A 21,271-nucleotide genomic window follows, 5' to 3' on the forward strand; every position below is an offset into this window, starting at 1 on the left:
AGAGGGACAGATCATGAAAATTTTGGCCTTTGAGTCCTCCTGCGACGAGACAGCGGTGGCCGTGGTGGAGGACGGGCGCACGGTCCTGTCCGATGCCATCGCCTCCCAGGCGGACCTCCACGCCCTGTACGGCGGCGTGGTGCCGGAGATCGCCTCCCGCAAGCATGTGGAGGCCATTGCCGCCCTGACGGACCAGGCTCTGCGGCAGGCGGGCTGTGAGAAGTCCGACATCGACGCGGTGGCAGTGACCTATGCCCCGGGGCTCATCGGCGCGGTGCTGGTGGGCCTCAGCTTCGCCAAGTCGGTGGCCTTTGCCCTGGGGGTGCCCCTGATCCCGGTGCACCACATCCGGGGCCACATCGCCGCCAATTACCTGGCCTTTCCGGAACTGGAGCCGCCCTTCCTGGCCCTGGCCATCTCCGGAGGCAACACAATGATCGTGGACGTCCGGGACTACACGGATATGGAGATTCTGGGCGCCACCCGGGATGACGCAGCAGGGGAGTGCTTCGACAAGGCGGCCCGGGTGCTGGGCCTGCCCTATCCCGGCGGCGCCCCCATGGACGCCCTGGCCCGGCAGTCCCCGGGCGGGGTGTACACCCTGCCTCACGCCCATGTGGACGGGGCAGAGCTGGACATGAGCTTCTCCGGCCTCAAGACGGCGGTGGTGAACCTGGCCCACCATGCTCAGCAGGTGGGGGAGTCTCTGGACCGGGCAGCGCTGGCTCGGGACTTCGCCCAGGCTGTCAGCGATACACTGGTGCCCCGGGCCATGGAGGCGGCAAAGCAGACTGGCCGCACTGTGCTTTGCGCCGCCGGCGGCGTAGCGGCCAACTCCGTCATCCGGGAGGATCTTCGTCGGGCCTGCGAGGCGGCAGACATCCGGTTATACCTGCCGCCGCTGAAACTCTGCGGCGACAACGGTGCCATGATCGGCGCCCAGGGGTATTATGAATATCTGGCAGGGCATACGGCTGGCATGGAGCTGAACGCCTATGCTACACGGGACATTGCAGACTGAATCAGGCGGCCGCGTCAGCGGCCGCCTGATTTATTGGAAAATGCATAACGAGCTTATGCAGGCTGCATCTGTAAAGCCAGATACCTTGCTTTTTGTGAAGGCGCAGCTCGGGTGGTCTTCATTTGCCGTTCACTTTTGGAAAAACAGGCAGGAGAGACGGAGAAGTTTTTGAAGGCAAAACATTATGTAAAGTTTAGACGCTTTTTTGGGCGGTGGAAAAGCGCAAAAAGAGAAGATGGTAAATTTATACAATTTACAAAAAAATATTGAAAATAAATAGAAAATTCGCGTGTGGAAAATCATGTGGAAAATGTGAATAACTCTTTGTAAAAAGAAATTATCAAATAAATTATGTAAATGCTGAAAAGAACGGAAGACTGCAAAAAGAAGGGAGTCAACAGAAAATAATGACAGAATTTGTCGAAGTTTCTTGGGAAAATCACAACAGAATTTCCTGTTGTAATGGGCGGAATTCGGGGGAAAAGCGTAGGAAATAGGCTAATCGCCTGAAAATATTTTGAAGGAATTCCTTCAAAATACAAAATGTAATATACAGGAATTGCCATGCAGAGAGTGTGGCAGGAAATCAAAAGAATCTGTTGACGTCGGTCAAAAAATATGATAAAATATATCCTGTTCTGGATGTGCCTTTCCAAAAACACCATGTCATGAATTGATAAGCTAATGTAGCTCAGTCGGTAGAGCAGCTGATTCGTAATCAGCAGGTCGTGTGTTCGAGTCACATCATTAGCTCCAAAAGAAGCCCTGAGGTCCAACGGCCTTGGGGCTTCTCTTTTTCTGGAAATGTTGTATAACGGTGGTAATGTGGTAGCAACTGTCATTTAGCTTGTGCATCTCCGGCTGGAGGCGGCCCGGATCGTTGTTATTGATGAGCGCAGAACCTGTGCTGCCTAAGGCATCTGCGCGCACTGGCGGCAGGCCGGGGCTGGTGAACGAGAACCCCGACCATGTGCGGCCTGCATACTGCCAGAGGGCCTCTCGGAGGGAGGATGCCCCTGTGAGCGGCTGGAGCAGAGAAATTCAAAACGCAAAGAGGAGACGGAAGACCGTGTGGCTTCCTTCGAGCGAAAGAGGGCCCCGGTGCGGAATCTGCACCGGGGCCCATGAGGTTCTCAATGTCCGTTTCGACCGGAAGCTCCACGGCTTTGCGCGTGCTTCCTGCCGCGCTCCGCCGGGAATCCATGCACCTTACTTATAATAAATTCCCAATAGCGCCTTATGAGGCTCTGTGAATGCCCCCAGCCGGATCTCCATGCTGATCTCGAAGGCCCGGTCCCAGGGGAAGCCGTATCCCGTCAGCTCCACGCCGCCCCAGCCCCGCTCGGCATACTCCCGGGTGGCGGAAAGGGAAGAGATGAAGTTGCTCCGCTCCAGGTTTTCGATCACCGGGGCCACGGCCGCTGCCATGCCGGCCTCCAGCCGCTCCAGGATGGACACCCGGTCGATGTCCGGCATCCAGAAGTTGTCGGCATTGCCCGACAGGTCGTTCCGGACAAAGCTCAGAATGTCGTTGCGCACGATGTTCTTGTAGCAGAAGTCCTTCAGAATGCTGTCCGCCAAGGTCCGGAGAAATGCCTGTTCTGTGGCATCTGTTTGCTCACCGTGCTGGAGGAAGGCATACCGGGCCACACCATGGCTCAGGGCCGTGCCGGTGACGATGGCCATATCCAGAAAACCCGCATAGCTCAAAAGCCAGCCAAGCTCTGCCTGATCTGTCAGCGCCTTATGGAAGGCGGTCCCGTAGGTGCCGTTTCCCGCGTCGATGAGGATGGTAGGCAGCCCGGCAGCCCGGTTGTCGTTCAGACACTGGACCAGTGCGTTGATATACGTCTCCTGGGCTGCCGGGTCTGCCGGCTGGGTCAGCACCAGCATTGCCAGTTCCTCGCCGCCGGGTTCCGCCATCGTCAGGTCGAAAAAGTCGAAGTGCTCTGCCACGATGGCCTCCAGAGGCTGGTAGTCATAGGCGCAGGCAGGCCGGTCCTCAGTACCGCCGAAATACTGGACGGATACCGCGGCACCCTCCCAGCCCCACTCCTCCAGGCAGAGCTTCGTCACCGCCTTAAAGGCCAGGTCGTCCACACCGGAGAGCAGGGCGTCCCCTTGGCGCAGCTGCGCCCGGAGATAGGCGATCTCGTTTTTCTGGATGCTGTCCTCCTCCGAGGAGTCGTCGATGCCGATCAATACCCGGAACTGCCCGTCCGCCGTCTCCTCCAGAGCTTGGAACATGGCGTCGCTAAGCCGCAGCTTCCGCTCCCGGGAGGCCAGATAGTTCTCCACGGCTCCCTCCGGCAGCGGCTCCTCCGCCTCCACCGGGACGGGGGTTCCGTCCGCCCCCAGGGGGTAGTCCGCCACAATGTTCCCGATGGTCAGATCCGTGCCCTCCAGGTGGGGACGGGGTGCCATGCCGTAAGTCCGCAGGGCATTGTACTCGTTGAGGCCGAACCCGCCGTAGCCGGTGGTGGCCGCCAGCCGCATGACTGTGTCCAGCAACCAGATCCGGTTGTTCTCATCCGCTGCCAGCAGGTCGATCACCGCCGTCAGCAGCTCCGCTTCCACCAGTGTCTCTCCGGAGGAAAGCGTCACCGGGTTCTCCCCAGTCATAGCCCGGGAGCTGACCAGCCCGCCGGAGAGCAGCTGATCCAGGGACAGGATGTACCGGTCACACCCGGCGGCCTCCTGCTTAGCCACCCACTCGTACAGTGCTCCCCGGTCCCCGTACTGGGTCCCGTTCTCATTCGGGGGCTGGCCGTCCAGCCGGGTGCGGTACAGGTCCCGCTCCGGCATGGCCAACTCGTAGCCCAAGGATTCCGCCAGGTATACCACCCGCTCGGCGTTGTCTGGCCGGTCATCCAGAGGTACGTAGGCGATCACCGGCGCACCGGCCCGGGGGGTCTCCTGTTCCACAGGCTCCGTCCGCACCGGCCCGCACCCTGCCAGAAGCGTACAGGCCAGCGCCGCTGCCAACATCCGTCTTCTCATGGTATGTTCTCCTGTTTCCAAAAGAGCGGAGCCATCGGCTCCGCTCCATCTGTTCTGTCCTGCCCCACACTCTCGGGACGGGAAAAGGGGCAGGGGAAAACCTTCGGTTTTCCCCAGTTGATCTGCCTCCGGCAGCTCAAGAATCTGAAACCATTTTCGGCAGGATATGCGCCTGCCGAAAATACATGGACTCAGCCGCCTTGGGCGGCGTCTCCAGTGACCGCCGTGGTGGCTCGGAGGGGAGCCTGCTCCCCTCCGAATTCCCTCACAGTCCGAATGCTCCCAGGTCCAACCCACCGGTGGCCTGCTCGATGCTCTTGTCCATGGCCTCCCCGGCCTGGCGCAGGGCCTCATTTACAGCGGATACCACCAGGTCCTGGAGCATCTCCACATCCTCCGGGTCCACGGCCTCCGGTTTGATGGTAACGGCCAGCACTTCCTTTTTGCCGTTGACCTTGGCCTCTACCACGCCGCCTCCCACGCTGGCGGTGAACTCCTGGGCCTCTACGGCCTCCTGGGCCGCATTCACCTGCTCCTGCATCTGCTGGATGCGGGCCTGCATCTCCGCCTGGCGCTGAGCGCCGGTCATCTTCATGCTGCCGTTGGTAAATCCACGGCGTGCGCTGTATCCCATAACTGGTCTCTCCTTTGTATTACTTGATCTCGATATTATCGAACTGACTGCCGAATTTCAGCAGGTTCTGCAGATTTTCCCGGGGCGTGGCCTTGGGGGGCTCTCCCACCTGAAAGACCAGGCGCACCGTCACGCCGCCGCTGGCGGCTTCCTCCATCAGGGCATTTCGCACCCGGTCATTGTCCAGACGTCCCAAGGTAATGTCATCCGGGGCATAAACCGTCAGCAGGCCGCCCTCCAGAACACCTGTGCACATATCCAGAAACACCCGGTACATAGGCGGCAGGCGGCCCTTGCAACCCTCTGCCAGCGCCCGCCACCAACTGCCCCCCACAGCGGATGCCGCAGCAGGGGAGGGGGCGGCGGGCTGCGCCTCCGGTACGTCGAACACCCGCGCTCCGGGCTCCTCCGGCAGAGGCGGCTCCTCGGGAAGCGGAGGGCGCTCCTCCCGTGCCGGCGGTTCTTCCCGAGGCGGGGCATCCTCCGGCGCAGGTGCCGGGGGCGGTACGGGGCCGGAGGACAGCTTCACCGTGCCGCCGCTTTCTGCGGCGGCCGCCCGCAGAAGCTGCCCCCGTTGGGCACTGTCTTCCAGCCGCTGGACCCGGGCCTCCAGGGCCGTCAGGTCCCCAGAGAGGGACTCGTCGCACAGCCGCAGGAGGCAGAGCTCCGCATCCGTGCGGCGGTTGGAGCTGTAATAGAGGTCCGCCGTGGCCCTTTGCAGCGTAGTGGCCAGGTAGATCAGCCGGGTAGCGGGAATCTCCCTGCCCAGCCTGTCCAGCGTGGCGCTGTCATAGCCGCCGGAGAGCAGGGCTGCCCCCCCCTCCGGCGCTGTACGTCGCAGCAGCAGGTCCCGGACCAGCGTGCTGAGCTCACCCAGCACCGCGCCTACATCCTTGCCACCCTGGTACAGCTGGTCCAGCTGCAGCAGGGCGCCCTTGGCGTCCCGGCTCAGAATAAACTCCATCAGCTGGGCCGTCTGCAGGTTTCCCGCCAGGCCCAGCGCCTCCAGCACGGCCCGGCTGTCCACGGTTCCGCCTACGGCGGCACACTGGTCCAAAAGGCTCAGGCCGTCCCGCAGAGCGCCGTCCGCCAGACGGCTCAACAGCTCCGCGCCATCCGCCGTCAGGTCGATCTGCTCCTGTCCGGCCACATACAGCAGCCGCGCCGCGATGTCCTGAGGCGTGATGCGCTTGAAGGAAAACCGCTGGCACCGGGAGAGGATGGTGGCGGGCACCTTGTGGAGCTCCGTAGTGGCCAGAATGAACATCAGGTGCTCCGGCGGCTCCTCCAGAATCTTCAGCAGAGCATTGAAGGCCGGGGTGGAGAGCATGTGGACCTCGTCCACGATGTACACCCGCTTCTTCACATTGGCCGGGGCGTAGATGGCTTCGTCCCGCAAGGCCCGCACCTGGTCGACACCGTTGTTGGAGGCAGCGTCCAGCTCCAGTACATCCAGAAAACTGCCGTTTTCGATGCCCACGCAGGAGGGGCACTGGCAGCAGGGATCGCCGTCCATCGGGTGCTCGCAGTTGACGGCCTTGGCCAAGATTTTGGCACAGGTGGTCTTGCCGGTGCCCCGGGTGCCTGTGAAGAGGTACGCATGGGAGGTGCGGCCCTCCGCCACCTGCTTACGCAGAGTCTGGGTGATGTGGGACTGGCCGATGACATCCGAAAACGTTTTGGGCCGCCATTTGCGGTACAGGGCCTGATACAAGAAATCACCTCCAAGCGAAAAAAGTCCTCCGCATGCAGCTGCGGAACCGGCGCCCTCGCGGCACATGGAACATCCCGCTTAATGCTGCTCGGTTCCCCGCCTGACATGATTCGCGGGCATCCATTGCGCGAGACCGGCTCCGCAGCTGCATGCGGAGGACTGTAACGTTATAGCTTATTTATTTTACTATATCCTCTGCAAATTGGCAACAAAAAATTTTCCGCTTTCTGAAAAAAATAGTCTTTACAACAGAGAAAATTATGGTATAATATTATCTGCCGTTGCATGACAGGAATGATGGACTCATAGTTCAACGGGGAGGGCGCTGCGTTTGCAGCCATATAAAACTACATCCCGCAGCGCTGGTTCTCTTCCCATTCACTAGTCTGGTTTTCCATGATTTTCCCTCAAAATCGAATATCCTGAAAATCCGTTTTTCATAACTTTTTTCGATGGAAAATGGCCAATATGGGCCCATAGCTCAGCTGGGAGAGCGTACGGTTCGCATCCGTAAGGTCGTCGGTTCGATCCCGATTGGGTCCACCAAATGAATGACCCCACCCAATTTGAACAAACGCTTGTCGTTGTTCAGAACGGGTGGGGTCATTTTATGCCTGAACTCCTTGCATTGCAAGGGGTTCAGGCCTTTCTGTATTTCATGTCTTGTGTCACCTGAAAAATACAAACAGGGTAAAATCAAAACACAAAACGTGTAATCGACGAGATTCGAACCCCTGTTATGTCAGTAAGTTGCTCTCCTCATTTGCCGTTCATGAACAACTCTTCTACCTGACAAGGTGTTCGGTTTTTCAATGTGCGATGTGGCCGCTGTGTGTTGTAAAACTCGATATAAGATGCAAGGCATCGTTTGAAATCTGTTTCGGAAGTGTAGTCCTTCCTGTAAAGCTCCTCCTTTTTGAGTGTAGCGAAGAACGATTCAGCAACAGCGTTGTCATGAGGCCGCCCTGAATTGGAGAAAGATTGTACCACAGCGTGCTCATGTAGTAGCTGTTTGAATCGATGCGAGGTGTATTGAGCACCTCGGTCACTGTGAAAGATGAGTTTTGTTTCTGGGTTTCTTTGTGCCCATGCCATTTTGAAAGTAGATGTGATCAACTGGGTGCTGTTCTTTCTGGATACTTTGTATGCGACAATTTTGCGGGAAAACAAATCCAAAATCACACAGGTGTAAAGATAGAACTCCCCCAGCTTAAAACAAGTAACATCGCTGACCCAGATTTGGTTGGGCTTGTCCGCCTGAAACTGCTGCTGGAGGATGTTCCGTTTCTTTTCCGGTTCATGAAGTTTCATGTAGTCCTGTTTTGCAGTGCTGCGGATACTAGCTAGGCCCATCTCTCTCATCAGTTTTGCCACATATTCTGTGCTGACTTGATGGCCATGTTGGACAAGTATTGTGCGGATCTTTTCAGCACCCAGCACCTGGCGGTACTCATCAAATATCTTCTGAATCAGAATACGATATTCCTCCCGCCGCTTTTCGAACCAAGCGTTGCTCCGTTTATTTCGGAGAATGTGGTTATAGAAAGTCCCGCGGGGAACATTCAGAGCTTCACAAAGTGTATGGACATCATATTGGCCGTACAGTAATTCTAGCTCCGTCAGTCGCTCCTTCAACGGAGCATGGACGGTGCAGCCGACGGTTTGCAAAACGGCGACCATGTTTTCCAATTTAGAGACTTTGTGTAGAAGTGCATCATACTCTTTGACGGTGCAGGTGCGTCTTTCATCGGGAACCGCTGGGCAGTATAGTTTTGCCCAGCGATAGATCGTCCGTACGCAGACACTGTATTCTGCGCATAATTCCTGGATTGGCTTGCCCTGCCTGTACTGTGCGATGATATCGGTTTTCTCTTGATCTGTGTAGGTCATGATGTTTGCCCCTTTCTTGTAATATGCTACTAGTGTAGCATGTAGAAAAAGATTAACACGAAGAGAGGCCGCCTGCCCTGCTAACAATACTTGAGCCTGGTATTGACAAAGGAATTATTATAATCAGTCTATTTTATAAAAAGCAAACTTCAAGAACTGGTCAAGGAATTGGACTGACTGCTTTGGTGTCAGGGAGTGAAGTTGTGAACCTGCAAATCAAGGATATCATCAATGAAATACGCCCTGTTGTGATAAATAAAAAGCGTACAGAACTGGATGCCCGGCACGATATAGGCCGAGAAAACAAAGTCACGGAAATCATGGAACTCATTTCTACAAAAAATATCGACCTTATGGAGTATTTGGAATCCATGTTATATAGGGTGATTCAGCGAGTAAGCATGCTCTCCAAAGAAAAATTTTCATCCGATTCGTCTGTAGTTTTGAAATCACCCATCTCCTTACTAAGAAGCAGGCACAGAAAAATGTGGACAGCTTGGGTGCTGCCTGTGTCTCTCTGTGCCTGCTTTTTTGTTGAGAAGTGGAAAAATTGTGATATAATATAAAAATAAAAGAACATTAGATTGGCATGAGCTGAAAATGAATGCGAGATGAGAATATGTCATACACTGTAAAATCATCTGAAAGATTAAGGAAATCTGGTTCAGAGGCAGAAACCAAGGCATTGCTTTATTTAATGAATTTCAGACCCGATAGTGATGACATATACTACTTTGTTGTAGATTTCTTTAATGACTTAACTGGGATGGACAACATGGCATCCAGATTGTGGGATGTGCAATCAAAAGGCGCACATCATGTTAGTCCCAAAGCTATCGGGAAAGAACTTGTCACATTGTTCAAGAATTATATGAGCCCATTAACCTTTGAGGCATATATTCTATTTATTGGCAGTGTGACCGGATCTCTTCGCAAAGATTCTTCTCTTACAACTTTTGGGATTGAAAATGTAAAGGATGCAGCGATAGAACAGATTAAGTTAGGCTTACATGAAGAAGGTTCCGCAAAAGAATATATTGATAGCACCGACTTGACCGATGAGAACATTAATGGTTTCCTGAGAAAAGTGTTTTTTGTCATTGATGATGGTAAAAAACCAAGTGAATATGTAAAAGCAATTATAAGGCAACATCCGAATATTATTCCAGAAGAAAAAATACTTAACGCTATTTTTAATGAGATAAGAGATAAACAGGCAAGCAAAAAAAATATTTCTTCAGTCGAGGGGATTGTGATTGAAACGACTGATGAAGCGTTAAACTATTGCAGGCACTTAACTAATAATGAAATTCGTTTAATGACTTTACAGCGTATTATCAATAGAGATCCGCTGGGTCAAGGAATACCACCATCTTTTGTAAGTATCTATAATACTTGGCCACCAGAAAGGCAGAGGGAAATGCTCGAAGATTGCCAAGGTGCCTTATGTAGGGCATTATTCAATAAAAATGCGGCAGATGGTTTTTGGTATCTATTTGAGAATACATATCAACTGATTGTCGAACATCCAGATGACTCTGTGCAGTCTCTATTTACAAAAATTCAGGCAATACCTAATTGTATTGTTCGGTGTCCTGACTTTGACGCCCTATCACTTAAGTACTTTATCTCTGTAGTCAAGGATGGTGTTCAACAATGAAGATACGGAAAGTAGCTGTAGGAAATGCTGCTGAAGCATTTATTGAAGGAAATTTCACAAATGGTGTGAACATCATTTCGAGCGACGATAATAATAAGGGAAAGACGATTGTAATCCAATCAATGATGTATGCTTTAGGAAATGAACCAACATTCCCTACATCATTTGAATTTCAGAAGTATTATTACTATATCGAATTTGAAGAAGCTGGGATTATATTCAAACTTTGCCGATCTGGCGATGGATTTGTATTAAAGCGTGAATCTACTGTACTTATTTTTGATAATGTTTCTGAACTTAAAAGATATTGGAACAGGAATATATTTCCACTTCCGTCAATAGCAAAAAATCAACTTTTAAGGATTGTAGATCCAGTACTATATGTCCAGCTTTTCTTTATTGGACAAGATAAGAAGGACACGTCCAATATCGCCAATCACGGCTTCTATAATAAACAAGATTTTATCGATATGCTTTACGCATATGCTGGTTTAATTGGAGAGCAACTTCCACAAGAGAGGATTGATGAGATAAAGAGTCATATAATAACTCTTTCTGACGAGAAAAAGCTATTGCTACAACAACATAAAATACTTAAATCGAAAAAAACACCTGTTTCATATCTTAGCGCGGAGAGTGACCGCCTCGCATTTGGTAAAAAAATAGAGAGTCTTGAAAGAGTCCAAAATAAAATTGCGGAATTACGGAAGGCTCGTAATAGTGTATCTACTCGTAAGAGTAAATGGGAGCATACGATTAACGAACTTCGCTCTTTAAATCGCACAATATCGTGTGGAGAATTACGATGCATGGATTGCAACTCTACAAATATCTCGTTTAGTACTGGAGAGTCAGTTCAAACATCCTACTCGTTTGATGTGTCTACAGTTGAAATGCGAAATGAAATCATTCATTCTATTTCAGAAAAAATTTCTGCTTATAGCGAAGAAATTGAACGGCTTTCTGCAGAAATAATTATAGAGCAAGAACGTTTGCAATCTTTAATGGATGATGAAAGCGTCTCTCTTGAATCTATTGTCGCTTACAAGAAAGATATTTTTTCGGCTTCAGATGCAGAAGCCAGAATTAAAGAGATAGACATGGAAGTCGCTACATTAAAGAGTCAACTGTTAGCCAGTGAAAATGCATCGATTGAAACGCAAGAGCAAAGAGTAGCTTTGTTATCAGCAATTATAGGCAAAATGAATGAACTTTACCATCAGATTGATCCGGATGGTAATATAATATATTCAAGCTTATTTACTCAGCGAAATGAGGTGTATTCTGGAAGCGAGGCGACTATTTTTCATGTGGTGAAATTGTTTGCCTTACAATTTGTGTTGCGGCACAGTTTCCCAATAGTAATTGACTCCTTCCGAGCAGAAGACTTATCGACTGGAAAAGAAAATACGGTGCTTGAAATCTCAAAATCAATTGATAAGCAAGTAATACTGACAACAACATTAAAGCATGAAGAGATAGGAAAATATGACGACCTTCCAGATGTGAATCATATAAATTATCAATCTCATACTCCAAGCAAGATCCTTGATGGTGCTTTTGTAGAATCCTTTGTTGCATTGTTGAATGACCTTTCGATTGAGATTTAAATGGGGTATAAAAAGTATTGACTCACTATATTAGATCGCCCCTTGCGCTAGCTTTTCATATCATATTATTTTTGGGGGAAAAGGTGACTACGCCTCACTTCCACACCGGCCCCGCTACGCTAGGCCCTAGTTTGGAGTTGGTGCAGACTGCATCTTTTTTGTCTACACATTCCATTGTAGACAAAGCCTGCGTTTAACGATAGTTATACGCAGGTTTTGTTTTTACTTGGCGATATAGCACAAAATGGCGAGATACAAATTAGTTATAATTACATATCACATGTGTCAACAAGCAGGTTTAAGGAAAAGGTATCTTCCTTAAACCTGCTTTTATTTATGTTTTAAAAAGTGAGGCAACTATGAAACTTCCATATGGCTATGTTTTGATTGGCAAGGAAATCGTTATTCATGAAGAAAAGGCGGATGTTGTCCGTAGCATTTTTGATGATTACCTTGCCGGAGCCAGCTTAGGCAAGATTGTTGATCTGCTTTTCAAAAAAGGGGTGGTTTCTCCAACTGGAAAAGTAAAATGGACGAGGGCGGCCGTGGATAAACTTCTGGCGAACAAAAAATATATCCCCCTGGTTGGTATTAAGATATACATGGATACTCAGTTTGAGAAAGCTCGACGTTGCAATGTAGACTATGATAAAGCCGGGTATCCACGAAAGGCAGTCAGGTATCAGTCTCCAGTTTTTGATACAAAATGAGACTATACAGAACCCATTTCTCTTGTTATACTAAATAAAAAGGAGAATGGGCCATGAACGAGAATGAACTACATGAGCGATACATACGCTTGGCATTTCAATATGAGTCTGCCATTGATGCCCTTCTGACAAAAGGATTGGTCGATATAGAAGCGGCCGACGCCGCAAAAGAGAGATTCTATGATACATTGAATGAGGAAAAGCTGCGGACCACACAAAAAATCAGGGACTATCATGAGACCATCAGCCTGTATATGAGGATGCTGGCCTATGATGGCATGGTCTCCCTGACAGAATTGGCAAGGCAGTATTCCGATGAGTCGCCGGGATATGTAATCCAAAGCTGGATGCGCAGCCGCAACACATTAGAGTTTCTCCGCCAATGGGAAAATGACATGAATGAAGGTTTTGATGATAGGGCCTGTGAGGAACTGATTCATCAGGGACATACGACATCACTGACCATTACACCATCTCTGTGGATTCGAAAGACTCACGCTGTTGGGATACAGGTAAAGCAAGGTAAAGGTGGAGGCGTGAGTGCTTACCCTGAAATTGCTGCAGGCTTCCAGCTATGGATAGATCCGAAGGTTCGGTTGGCAATCGTTAGGAAACATATGTAAAACAGAAATTGATTAAAGTGCATGAGTGGATGGAGAATGGTATGTTTCGTATCAAACCAGTTTACTCCTTCCACCTGCTTATGAGTATGGGTACGATTTGCTTCTTTTCCACAATGCACTTTTCTTAAGCAGTGAGTATTCGATTGCCCGGTATGCATATCCGCAGGATTACTGAGGCGTGAAATATGGGTAATATCTCTGAATTAGAACGGCGTATTTCCATTCGCATTATACTGGAAGACGCTGAGATAATTTTCGCGCTACTATCAAGTGAACAAGATATTAGAGTATCACATAAAAGGAACGTCTCAAATACTAAAAGCTGATACATTACTTATTTGTTAATTATGGAGGGAGCAGCTGCTCCATCTACCAATGTGAAAGAAATCATTACAAAACGATTTTAAACAACTAAATTTGGAAATCTCAGTATGTGCCAGAGTTTGACAGATAGTTTAGTGGAGTGGTGTTGAATATGAGATTTGAAGTAGTTCAACGAGGACAAATCGAACGTGTTTTTACAAAAAATGTGATATACCTCCACAAAGACGGTTGGAATGACTGGTTTAAATATGAGACGATGTTTTATCTTTCCTATTCTGATGAAAAAGGGAATACAGTGGAGTTGGGGAGCATTAAGATCGGTCAGATAGGAATGGAGCAGAGGACCCCTGATTTGCCGAAAACTTTTGAAACGTTAACCGATTCGTTTTTTACACTGGGGCAAAGTGAAGATTATTATGAAAATGTCAAAAAACTGGAACACGGAGAACTACGAGAGGATATTTTAACTGCGTTAAGAGATATTGCGTATAATCTGACAATTTTTGAGGCAGTGAAACAGGAAAATGTCACGCGTGAATCTCTTATGCGCGATCTTGGCTCCAGAATCATCAGGGAACAATTTCATCGAATCGCTAACGGGGGCGCGAAATTGACCCCTTTTGATATATCCTACAAGCTCCCAGGTCAGGTCGGAACCGATTACCAACTGGAGTTTCATGTAGTCCCGGATTCCAACCCACCGACTAACATCCATGTATTGATTGGGAGAAACGGCGTCGGAAAGACCCATATGCTTACGTCAATGATACGTTGCCTTTCAACAGGCAACCAGGATGGGCAATATGGAAAATTCAGCTTTGAGCATCGCACAAAATTTTCAAATTTTGTATGTGTAGCTTTTAGCCCGTTTGATACCTACCCAATGCCGGATGACATAGAAGAGGATGAATATAGTGGAAAATACACATACATTGGTTTAGGCAGCGGGCAGGAGATACGGATGCAGCGGCTGGAGGAGCAGTTTATTGCGGCGCTGCGGTCATGTAATAAATATAAAGAAAAGCGCACATTATGGATTGCTACTATGACGCTACTGAACTCAGACCCCATTTTTGCGAACAATGGTGCCTCCGCGCTGCTGTCTCCACAAGGAACAGAGGAAGGTGAACTGGTTGTCTCTGCGCAAGAGCTATTTAGCCGTCTAAGCTCTGGCCATAAGGTGATTTTGCTGACCTTGACCTGTCTGGTAGTGATTACGATGGAACGCACTCTTGTGCTCATGGATGAGCCGGAAAATCATCTGCACCCACCGTTGCTCTCTGCATTTGTTCGGGCGTTATCTGCGTTGCTGATTCAAAAAAACGGACTGGCTATTATTTCTACGCACTCGCCTGTTATTTTGCAGGAAGTACCTAAAAACTGCATCTGGCAGCTTTACAGAAACAACACAATACTGCGTGCGGTACGACCAGAGCGAGAAACATTCGGTGAGAATGTTGGAGTCCTCATAAACGATGTCTTTGGGCTTGAAGTGACCCATTCTGGCTTTCATGGTATGTTACTTCAGATGGTTGAAGCGGGCTTAACATACGAGGAAATATTAAATAAATTCGATTTTCGGGTCGGTATGGAAGCGAGATCGATTTTGCGCATCCTGCTTGCAAATAGAGAGTATGGAGGTACCGAATGAGAAAACTGAACGCTCCCGGCGATTCGGTTCAAGATGTATTTTCGACGTGTATTGAAAGCTATCGGGATGCCGCGTTAAAAAACCGGCTCAGATCGATAGTTCCTGTTCTCTCTGATGAGGCATCGCGCTTTGAAGACTGTGTATTAACATCAAAGACCCATACTATTCCAACGGCGGACAATGTAGGCGGGGTGGTTAGCAAGGCTGAGATGTTGGACATTTATGAATCCAAGTTTGTAAAGGGGACTGGCCGGCCATATTACGATAAATATATGTCGCTCCCCACGAATGGAAAATGTCCATTCTGTGGGATTGGCACTGTGAGCACGTTGGATCACTATTTGCCGAAATCCAAATATCCTGCACTGGCAATCACACCTAAAAATATGATCCCGGCCTGTCGGGACTGTAATTTGGGAAAGAAAAGGACATTTTCTCCTCAGAACTCAGAGGAGGAACCGTTACATCCGTATTTTGACGATGTTGAACAGGATATCTGGCTGTCCGTGAGATTTGAAGTTGCGGGCAAAGAGTTAGTTCCTACCTATTTTGTGCGGAAACCTGTAGCGTGGAACGACTTGCTGTTCAGGCGGGTTGAGAATCATATGGTTTTATATAATCTATACACATCCTACGCAGTGCATGCCGCCGAAGAAATTACAGGCCGATCGGGTATATGGCATGTCTTTCTCGATAGATGTGGTGAAGATTTCCTTGCGGCATCCTTTCATGACGAGGCGGTTAGCAGGGAACAGTTGTTCTTAAATTCATGGCAGTCCGCACTTTACCGCGGATTGGAGGAGCATATTGATTTTGTAACCCAATGGCTGCGATTATGAACACCCCCACCTAATCCGAACAGTTCCCATGAAACTGACGGATTAGGTGGGGCGTTTTATGACTGAAAGATTTATCATAGCAAGGTTTTCGGCCATTTTCATATTTACGATGGAAATGAAATATAAAGGCACAAAAAGTTTGAAATCAGCTTTCAAAACTGAAATTTTCGGAATCCGAACCCCTATGTAGCATGAATACATGGCTCACCTTTAATACACTTTCGCCATTTGATATGGTATCCGGTTTTTCAATATGCGATGAGGTTGCCCTGTATATAGGATTTGATGGAAGAGTCAATCTCTCTTGAATCCTGTTTCAGAGGCATATCCCTTCGATAAAGTTATTCCGTTTTGAACGATGCGAAAAATGATTTGGCGACTGCATTGTTATGGGGGTTACAGAGATAGAAAATGACTGTACCATTGCATGCTCATAAAGTAACTGCCAGAAACGATGGAAGGCATATTGTGCCCCTAACCATTGTAGAACAGAAGTTCAAGTTCAGAATTGAGTTACATCCTTGCGCCTTTGAAAGTGGAGGTGATGAACTGTGTACTGTTCCTAATGCTTTGAATAAATTTATAAGATTTGGTCAATAATGAAGATATGGAATTTTGGGGTAAATGCTTTGCAACTGCATCTTTTTTGTCCACACAATACAAAACTAGAAATCGCTGCAGTTTTTACTGCGGCGATTTCTCATTGGATCGCCCCATCAGCTCTGCCGGTGGGGCGGCCCGTAAAAAGAGCTTTAATATCAAACATCGAGTGAAGTGAGCCGCTAACATGAACCTTCCACTAATAGAAATCTGCTATTAGAACGGTGATTGCCCGTTTACGGGCTGTATGGCAAGTGATGCAAGCGGAATAAATTTCCATGTATCTTGAGACGCTTGCCGGTAATAGGCTCTTATAGGGCCTACGCAAGCCTCCGGCTTAACCGGCGGTTATGGCTTGACCACAGACGGATTTTGCTTTGATTATCGGAAGGATTCCTCGTACGGGGAATCCTCTTTTGTTTATTGCAGCGCAGATCATGGGGCCGCACTCTTCAGCATCCTGTCCAGTCCCCAATGGCTGGAATCTGCTCACAGACATGTGCCGGGGCGGCGGACTGTTCCAGCTTGACCTGGAAGGGACGTCAAGCCAGAGAAGAAGCTTTTTATAATTCCGGCAGTGCCCAGCGGCGGTTGGTGGAAGAGTGGCCTGCTGCTTTGGGATTCGGATCGCTGATAACGAATTTTCCGCTCACCGATGCGCAGTTTTCATGCCGCAAAGTCCGGACCCTCCCGCCGGAAGAACAACCGTCTGCCTTGGCGGCTGGCTCTTATAAGAAATACCATACGCCTCTTCCGCCGTGCGTATTGAGCCGTTTAGGGCGGCAGAGCGGTTTCTTCCCACGAAAAGCGGCTTTTGCCTTGCGGGACATACTGCGCTGCAAGGCGGCGGAAAGGGGTTCCCTTTGTCGGGACGCGAGAGAACAAAACAGCCCCCCCTTCGGAATGCCCGAAGGGGGGCTGCGGATCTATCAGAGCTGCTTGACCGTGTAATACACCGCCAGGGCAAAGACCACTATGGCCAGGGCCCACATGGCGTAATAGGCGATGGTGCTGCTGAACAGAGCGATGGCCAGCGCCACGACGGACAGGCCGCAGGCCGCATAGATGGGCATGGGATCCGCGCCGGCAGTCAACACCTGAAGATTGCCCAGCTTGCCGCCATTCTTGTCCGCCTTGTTGGTGAGGAAAGCCGCTACGATCAGTACCACGATATAGACTACCGCAGCGATCCGGACATAGGTACCCAGGAAGATGCTGTCCAGCACCCGCCGGCAGACCCACAGGGCGATCAGGGAGGCACCCAGGATGGTCAGGGACCAGGAGCACTCCCGATCGTACAGATTCCACAGAATGCCCAGCAGCATGACCACCGGAACCACCACGCACAGGAAGGTGAGAGCGGAGTCGTAGAAGGTGCGGATCATCCAGGCGGAACCGCCCAGGAAAACGCCGGCGGCAAACACCGACCAGCCGATCCAGCGGCGCTTGGTTTGCTGGCGCCAGACGATGCCCAGGACCAGACCGATCACAGCCACTGCCGCACCCGCGGCCATCAGATAGGGCAGTGCGGCGTCGCATGCGAGAAGCTCATTGGCGGTGCCGTTCACATAGAAGCGGCGGATGACCAACAGATAGATCTCCGCCACGCAGCCGGCCAGAAAAAACTTGAGCGCGTTGTGCATGGGCTCGTTCCGCTTTACCGGCTTGGATTTACTGACAGGATTTTTGGACATATAGGACAACCTCCAGGGTGTTTGTTCCGAAAATAGCCGCGGGAAAACATGCGCTTCCGCTGGCATACTATGATAGTATAGCAGATATTTCGTGCCTTTGCAAGGGGAAGGAGCCAGACTTTTCCCTTTTTTCCAACAGGAGTCAGGATTGCCGGTTGAGATTTGCCCGGGGGCGTGGTATACTCCTCTATTATGAGATTTTTTGCGAAAAATACTGATGACAAGAGGAATTTGCTTATGAAACGTTTGGGCGCACTGCTGGCGTCACTGCTGCTGGCGGGGAGCCTGACCGCCTGCGGCGGCACTGCGGCGCAGGAGATGCAGAGCATACAGGTCTTCGCCATGGACACGGTGATGGGCCTGCGGGCCTGCGGCGGGGAGACGGAGGCGGCGCTTGCGGCGGCGGAAGACGAGATCTACCGCCTGGATGAGGCGCTCTCCCGCACCCGGGAGGACAGCGCAGTGTCCCGGTTGAACAGCGCGGCGGGGGGGACGCCGGTGGATGTGGGGGAGGAACTCCGCGACCTGATTGCCCGGGCCCTGGATTTCAGCGCTGCCACAGACGGGGCCTTTGACATCACCCTGGCGCCGGTGTCCTCTGCCTGGGGCTTTACGGAGGACACCTACCGGGTGCCGGAGGACGCTGAACTGGCGTTGCTGCTGCCCTGCGTGGGGGCGGAGCATGTCCACCTGGAGGAGGGGACTGCTGTCTCGCTGGACCAGGGCACCCGGATTGACCTGGGAGCCATTGCCAAGGGGTATGCCAGCGACTGGATGGCTGCGATTTACCAGGAGCACGGCATCACCCACGGCATCGTGGACCTGGGTGGGAACACCTGGGTCTGCGGCGGGAACTTGGAGGGGGAGCCCTGGCAGATCGGCATTCAGGACCCGGCCCGGTCCGCGGGGGCTTTGGCGGGGATCCTGGAGGCGTCGGACGCCTTTGCCGTCACCTCCGGCGGCTATCAGCGGTATTTTGAGGAAAATGGACAGCTCTATCACCATATCATTGATCCTGCCACCGGCCGCCCGGCGGAGAGCGGACTTACCTCCGTCACCGTGGTGGCGGATGGGGCCGCGGGCAACGGCACGATGTGCGACGCCCTCTCCACGGCCCTGTTCGTCATGGGGGAGGACCGGGCGCTGGAGCTCTGGCGCAGCGGCGTCTATGACTTTGACCTGATCTTGGTGACAGAGGACGGCCGGCTGCTGGCGACTGCGGGCATCGCGGACCGGTTCCGTCCGGACGATTCGGCGGGGTATGCGTATGAAATCGTCTCCTAAGCTGCGGCCAAACGGCTGGGATGCGTTGGCGGCGGCCGCTGTGCTGGCGCTGGCGGTGGCCTGCGCGGCTCTGTTCTGGACTGGGGGAGAGGAAATAGGCCCGCTGACGGCGGTAGTGTCTGCGAACGGCGAGCCGGTGGATCGGGTGGTGCTGGCGGACCTGTCGGGACCGGAGGAGCGGACCTATACGTCCAACGGCTACACCCTCCGGGTGGCCTTTGGGCCAGAGTCTGCCCAGGTGACGGTGTCCGACTGCCCCACCCAGGACTGCGTCCACATGGGGGAGATCACCCGCGGGGGACAGAGCATCGTGTGCCTGCCCGCCCGGATCGTCGTGCAGCTGGAGGGCGGCGCGGCGGCGGATGACGGCGTGGATCTGGTGATCGGATAAGGAGGCGCCATGAAACTGACGACGAGACAGTTGACGCTGTGCGCGGTGCTGACGGCCATGGCGCTGGCGCTCAGCTATCTGGAGAACTTCTTCCCCTTGTCCCTGGCCATCCCCATTCCGGGGATCAAGCTGGGACTGGCCAACATCGTGACGCTGTTCGCCCTGTACGCCCTGGGACCGGGGCAGGCGCTGCTGATCCTGCTGGCCCGGTGCCTGCTGGGGGCGGTCTTTGCAGGAAACATGAACGCGCTGATTTTTTCCCTGCTGGGGGGCGTGACGGCCATGGGGGTGATGATCGCCCTCTCCCGGCTGAAGCGCCTCTCCGTCTACGGAGTGTCTGTGGGCGGAGCAGCGGCCCACAACTGCGGCCAGGTGGCCGCAGCTGTGCTGACGCTGGGCAACACGGCGCCGCTGTACTACCTGCCGGTGCTGCTGGGGGTGTCCCTCTTTACCGGGGCATTGACGGGGCTGATCGCCGCCTGCCTGTTCCGGGCGCTGGCACATACAAGACTGTGGGGGGTGTGAGCGGATGGACAAGCGGGATCAGAGCAAAAAGGACGAGATCATCCTGCGGCAGCTGGAGGTGATCCGCTCTATGACGGAGCACAACCTCAGCCGCATGGGCGCGGACTTCTGGGGCACTCCGACACCGGAGAAGCATGTGCCTGTGGCTCCGCTGCCGGAGAAAGAAAAAAGGATCCCGCCGGCAGACGGCGGGGAGAAAAAGGCGCCAGAGGCGGCAGAACAGAAACAGGAAGACACCGCCAAAGCTCCCCCCAAAGAGAACATCGAGGATCTGCAGAAGGAGCTGGACAGCTATGTGGGCCTCAGTGCGGTGAAGCGGGAGGTGAAAGACCTCATCAATCTGGCGGCGGTGGAGCGTCTGCGCCGGCAGCACGGCCTGCCCACAGCGGACATGAGTCTCCACATGGTGTTTTCCGGCAATCCCGGCACGGGAAAGACCACCATCGCCCGGCTGATGGCACGGGTTTACCACAGCCTGGGCATCTTGTCCAAGGGGCAGCTGGTGGAGGTAGACCGCAGCGGGCTGGTGGCGGGCTACGTGGGACAGACAGCCATCAAGACCCGGAAGGTCATCGACTCCGCTCTGGGGGGTGTGCTGTTCATCGACGAGGCATACGCCCTCAACGGCGGCGGGGCCAACGACTTCGGCCAGGAGGCCATCGACACGCTGCTGAAGGCCATGGAGGACCACCGGGACGACCTGGTGGTGATCGTCGCGGGCTACGACGGGCTGATGGACGAGTTCATCCACTCCAATCCGGGACTGGAGTCCAGGTTCAACCGCTTCCTCCACTTTGCAGATTACACGGCGGAGGAACTGCTGGCCATCTTCCGGATGCAGTGTGAAAAAGGGTGCTACATTCTGGAGCCGGAGGCGGAGGCGCCGCTGCGCTCCCTGCTGGAAAGGCGGATGGCGGATGCGGCCTCCTTCGGCAACGCCCGGGGCGTGCGAAACCTGTTTGAGCAGATCCTGGTCCGGCAGGCGGGCCGTCTGGCGGGACAGGCGTCCGTCAACCGGGAGGACCTGACGCGGATCACCGCCGCAGATGTGGAGGCAGTGGGCCGGGCAAATGATTTGGAGGCGAAAGAGCGTTGAAGGTT

The 21,271-nt window shown here is 52.2% G+C and carries 17 protein-coding genes, 2 tRNA genes and 1 other RNA gene; 14 read left to right on the forward strand and 6 right to left on the reverse strand.

Translation table 11 applies throughout. The features are described 5' to 3' along the window. The first annotated feature begins 13 nt into the window (after positions 1-13). Complete coding sequence (gene tsaD, locus DN611_RS03860) at positions 14-1,021, forward strand: tRNA (adenosine(37)-N6)-threonylcarbamoyltransferase complex transferase subunit TsaD (RefSeq protein WP_025544958.1); 1,008 nt, start codon at positions 14-16, stop codon at positions 1,019-1,021. Between the two features lie 680 nt (positions 1,022-1,701). Continuing rightward, positions 1,702-1,777, forward strand: a tRNA-Thr gene (locus DN611_RS03865). A 453-nt stretch (positions 1,778-2,230) separates the two neighbouring features. Here the strand turns inward: DN611_RS03865 and DN611_RS03870 are convergent. From DN611_RS03870 to ffs, 4 genes are all read right to left on the reverse strand, one after another. After that, positions 2,231-4,021, reverse strand: a complete 1,791-nt coding sequence (locus tag DN611_RS03870; RefSeq protein ID WP_158629806.1) for a DUF4127 family protein — start codon at positions 4,019-4,021, stop codon at positions 2,231-2,233. 265 nt (positions 4,022-4,286) lie between these two features. Further along, positions 4,287-4,655 (reverse strand): YbaB/EbfC family nucleoid-associated protein, encoded by a 369-nt coding sequence (locus DN611_RS03875; RefSeq protein WP_025544956.1) that lies wholly within the window; start codon positions 4,653-4,655, stop codon positions 4,287-4,289. 19 nt (positions 4,656-4,674) lie between these two features. Beyond that, a complete protein-coding gene (gene dnaX / locus DN611_RS03880; protein ID WP_119310691.1) occupies positions 4,675-6,369 on the reverse strand; it encodes a DNA polymerase III subunit gamma/tau in 1,695 nt (564 codons plus the stop codon). A 40-nt stretch (positions 6,370-6,409) separates the two neighbouring features. Then, positions 6,410-6,509, reverse strand: an RNA gene (gene ffs / locus DN611_RS03885) — signal recognition particle sRNA small type. A gap of 330 nt (positions 6,510-6,839) precedes the next feature. On the opposite strand from ffs, the gene DN611_RS03890 reads away from it, so the two are divergent. Beyond that, positions 6,840-6,915, forward strand: a tRNA-Ala gene (locus tag DN611_RS03890). A 213-nt stretch (positions 6,916-7,128) separates the two neighbouring features. On the opposite strand, the gene DN611_RS03895 is transcribed toward DN611_RS03890, so the two are convergent. Next, positions 7,129-8,259 (reverse strand): IS3 family transposase, encoded by a 1,131-nt coding sequence (locus DN611_RS03895; RefSeq protein ID WP_119310692.1) that lies wholly within the window; start codon positions 8,257-8,259, stop codon positions 7,129-7,131. A gap of 203 nt (positions 8,260-8,462) precedes the next feature. On the opposite strand from DN611_RS03895, the gene DN611_RS03900 reads away from it, so the two are divergent. The 7 genes from DN611_RS03900 to DN611_RS03930 all read left to right on the forward strand — a co-directional run bounded on the left by DN611_RS03900 (position 8,463) and on the right by DN611_RS03930 (position 15,676). Then, a complete protein-coding gene (locus tag DN611_RS03900) occupies positions 8,463-8,825 on the forward strand; it encodes a hypothetical protein (protein WP_119310693.1) in 363 nt (120 codons plus the stop codon). Between the two features lie 38 nt (positions 8,826-8,863). Then, entirely contained in the window at positions 8,864-9,919 is a 1,056-nt protein-coding gene (locus DN611_RS03905; RefSeq protein WP_249390700.1) for a hypothetical protein, read from the forward strand. Beyond that, positions 9,916-11,529, forward strand: a complete 1,614-nt coding sequence (locus tag DN611_RS03910) for a hypothetical protein (RefSeq protein ID WP_119310694.1) — start codon at positions 9,916-9,918, stop codon at positions 11,527-11,529. The genes DN611_RS03905 and DN611_RS03910 overlap by 4 nt, the downstream gene beginning before the upstream one ends. Positions 11,530-11,888: 359 nt before the next feature. Next, the gene (locus DN611_RS03915) at positions 11,889-12,239 is read left to right on the forward strand and encodes a recombinase family protein (RefSeq protein WP_119310695.1); all 351 of its coding nucleotides are present in this window, start codon (positions 11,889-11,891) and stop codon (positions 12,237-12,239) included. Positions 12,240-12,292: 53 nt separating this feature from the next. Beyond that, complete coding sequence (locus DN611_RS03920) at positions 12,293-12,862, forward strand: KilA-N domain-containing protein (protein WP_119310696.1); 570 nt, start codon at positions 12,293-12,295, stop codon at positions 12,860-12,862. Between the two features lie 475 nt (positions 12,863-13,337). After that, positions 13,338-14,837 (forward strand): AAA family ATPase, encoded by a 1,500-nt coding sequence (locus tag DN611_RS03925; RefSeq protein WP_119310697.1) that lies wholly within the window; start codon positions 13,338-13,340, stop codon positions 14,835-14,837. After that, positions 14,834-15,676: an HNH endonuclease gene (locus tag DN611_RS03930; protein WP_119310698.1), complete on the forward strand. Its 843-nt coding sequence runs from the start codon at positions 14,834-14,836 to the stop codon at positions 15,674-15,676. Before DN611_RS03925 ends, DN611_RS03930 begins: the two co-directional genes overlap by 4 nt. Positions 15,677-17,205: 1,529 nt before the next feature. Here the strand turns inward: DN611_RS03930 and DN611_RS03935 are convergent. Then, a complete protein-coding gene (locus tag DN611_RS03935) occupies positions 17,206-17,970 on the reverse strand; it encodes a hypothetical protein (RefSeq protein ID WP_021748627.1) in 765 nt (254 codons plus the stop codon). 237 nt (positions 17,971-18,207) lie between these two features. On the opposite strand from DN611_RS03935, the gene DN611_RS03940 reads away from it, so the two are divergent. Genes DN611_RS03940 through DN611_RS03955 form a run of 4 tightly spaced genes read left to right on the forward strand, consistent with a single transcriptional unit; the run spans position 18,208 to position 21,266 of the window. Continuing rightward, positions 18,208-19,254, forward strand: a complete 1,047-nt coding sequence (locus DN611_RS03940; RefSeq protein WP_160117403.1) for an FAD:protein FMN transferase — start codon at positions 18,208-18,210, stop codon at positions 19,252-19,254. Continuing rightward, entirely contained in the window at positions 19,238-19,645 is a 408-nt protein-coding gene (locus DN611_RS03945; RefSeq protein ID WP_021748624.1) for a NusG domain II-containing protein, read from the forward strand. The genes DN611_RS03940 and DN611_RS03945 overlap by 17 nt, the downstream gene beginning before the upstream one ends. A 9-nt stretch (positions 19,646-19,654) precedes the next feature. After that, positions 19,655-20,170 carry a Gx transporter family protein gene (locus tag DN611_RS03950; RefSeq protein ID WP_119310700.1) on the forward strand — a complete coding sequence of 172 codons (516 nt, stop codon included), beginning with the start codon at positions 19,655-19,657 and terminating at the stop codon, positions 20,168-20,170. Positions 20,171-20,174: 4 nt separating this feature from the next. Beyond that, the gene (locus tag DN611_RS03955) at positions 20,175-21,266 is read left to right on the forward strand and encodes an AAA family ATPase (protein ID WP_119310701.1); all 1,092 of its coding nucleotides are present in this window, start codon (positions 20,175-20,177) and stop codon (positions 21,264-21,266) included. Positions 21,267-21,271 lie beyond the last annotated feature (5 nt).

Origin of the sequence: Oscillibacter sp. PEA192 (assembly GCF_003574015.1) — a bacterium.
Taxonomy (GTDB): domain Bacteria; phylum Bacillota; class Clostridia; order Oscillospirales; family Oscillospiraceae; genus Oscillibacter; species Oscillibacter welbionis.

Excerpts from the sequence above, each read along its gene's own strand:
- tsaD (WP_025544958.1), top strand. The coding sequence starts at position 14 with ATGAAAATTTTGGCCTTTGAGTCCTCCTGCGACGAGACAGCGGTGGCC.
- DN611_RS03870 (WP_158629806.1), bottom strand. The coding sequence starts at position 4,021 with ATGAGAAGACGGATGTTGGCAGCGGCGCTGGCCTGTACGCTTCTGGCA.
- DN611_RS03875 (WP_025544956.1), bottom strand. The coding sequence starts at position 4,655 with ATGGGATACAGCGCACGCCGTGGATTTACCAACGGCAGCATGAAGATG.
- DN611_RS03895 (WP_119310692.1), bottom strand. The coding sequence starts at position 8,259 with ATGACCTACACAGATCAAGAGAAAACCGATATCATCGCACAGTACAGG.
- DN611_RS03905 (WP_249390700.1), top strand. The coding sequence starts at position 8,864 with ATGCGAGATGAGAATATGTCATACACTGTAAAATCATCTGAAAGATTA.
- DN611_RS03910 (WP_119310694.1), top strand. The coding sequence starts at position 9,916 with ATGAAGATACGGAAAGTAGCTGTAGGAAATGCTGCTGAAGCATTTATT.
- DN611_RS03915 (WP_119310695.1), top strand. The coding sequence starts at position 11,889 with ATGAAACTTCCATATGGCTATGTTTTGATTGGCAAGGAAATCGTTATT.
- DN611_RS03920 (WP_119310696.1), top strand. The coding sequence starts at position 12,293 with ATGAACGAGAATGAACTACATGAGCGATACATACGCTTGGCATTTCAA.
- DN611_RS03925 (WP_119310697.1), top strand. The coding sequence starts at position 13,338 with ATGAGATTTGAAGTAGTTCAACGAGGACAAATCGAACGTGTTTTTACA.
- DN611_RS03930 (WP_119310698.1), top strand. The coding sequence starts at position 14,834 with ATGAGAAAACTGAACGCTCCCGGCGATTCGGTTCAAGATGTATTTTCG.
- DN611_RS03935 (WP_021748627.1), bottom strand. The coding sequence starts at position 17,970 with ATGTCCAAAAATCCTGTCAGTAAATCCAAGCCGGTAAAGCGGAACGAG.
- DN611_RS03940 (WP_160117403.1), top strand. The coding sequence starts at position 18,208 with ATGAAACGTTTGGGCGCACTGCTGGCGTCACTGCTGCTGGCGGGGAGC.
- DN611_RS03945 (WP_021748624.1), top strand. The coding sequence starts at position 19,238 with ATGAAATCGTCTCCTAAGCTGCGGCCAAACGGCTGGGATGCGTTGGCG.
- DN611_RS03950 (WP_119310700.1), top strand. The coding sequence starts at position 19,655 with ATGAAACTGACGACGAGACAGTTGACGCTGTGCGCGGTGCTGACGGCC.
- DN611_RS03955 (WP_119310701.1), top strand. The coding sequence starts at position 20,175 with ATGGACAAGCGGGATCAGAGCAAAAAGGACGAGATCATCCTGCGGCAG.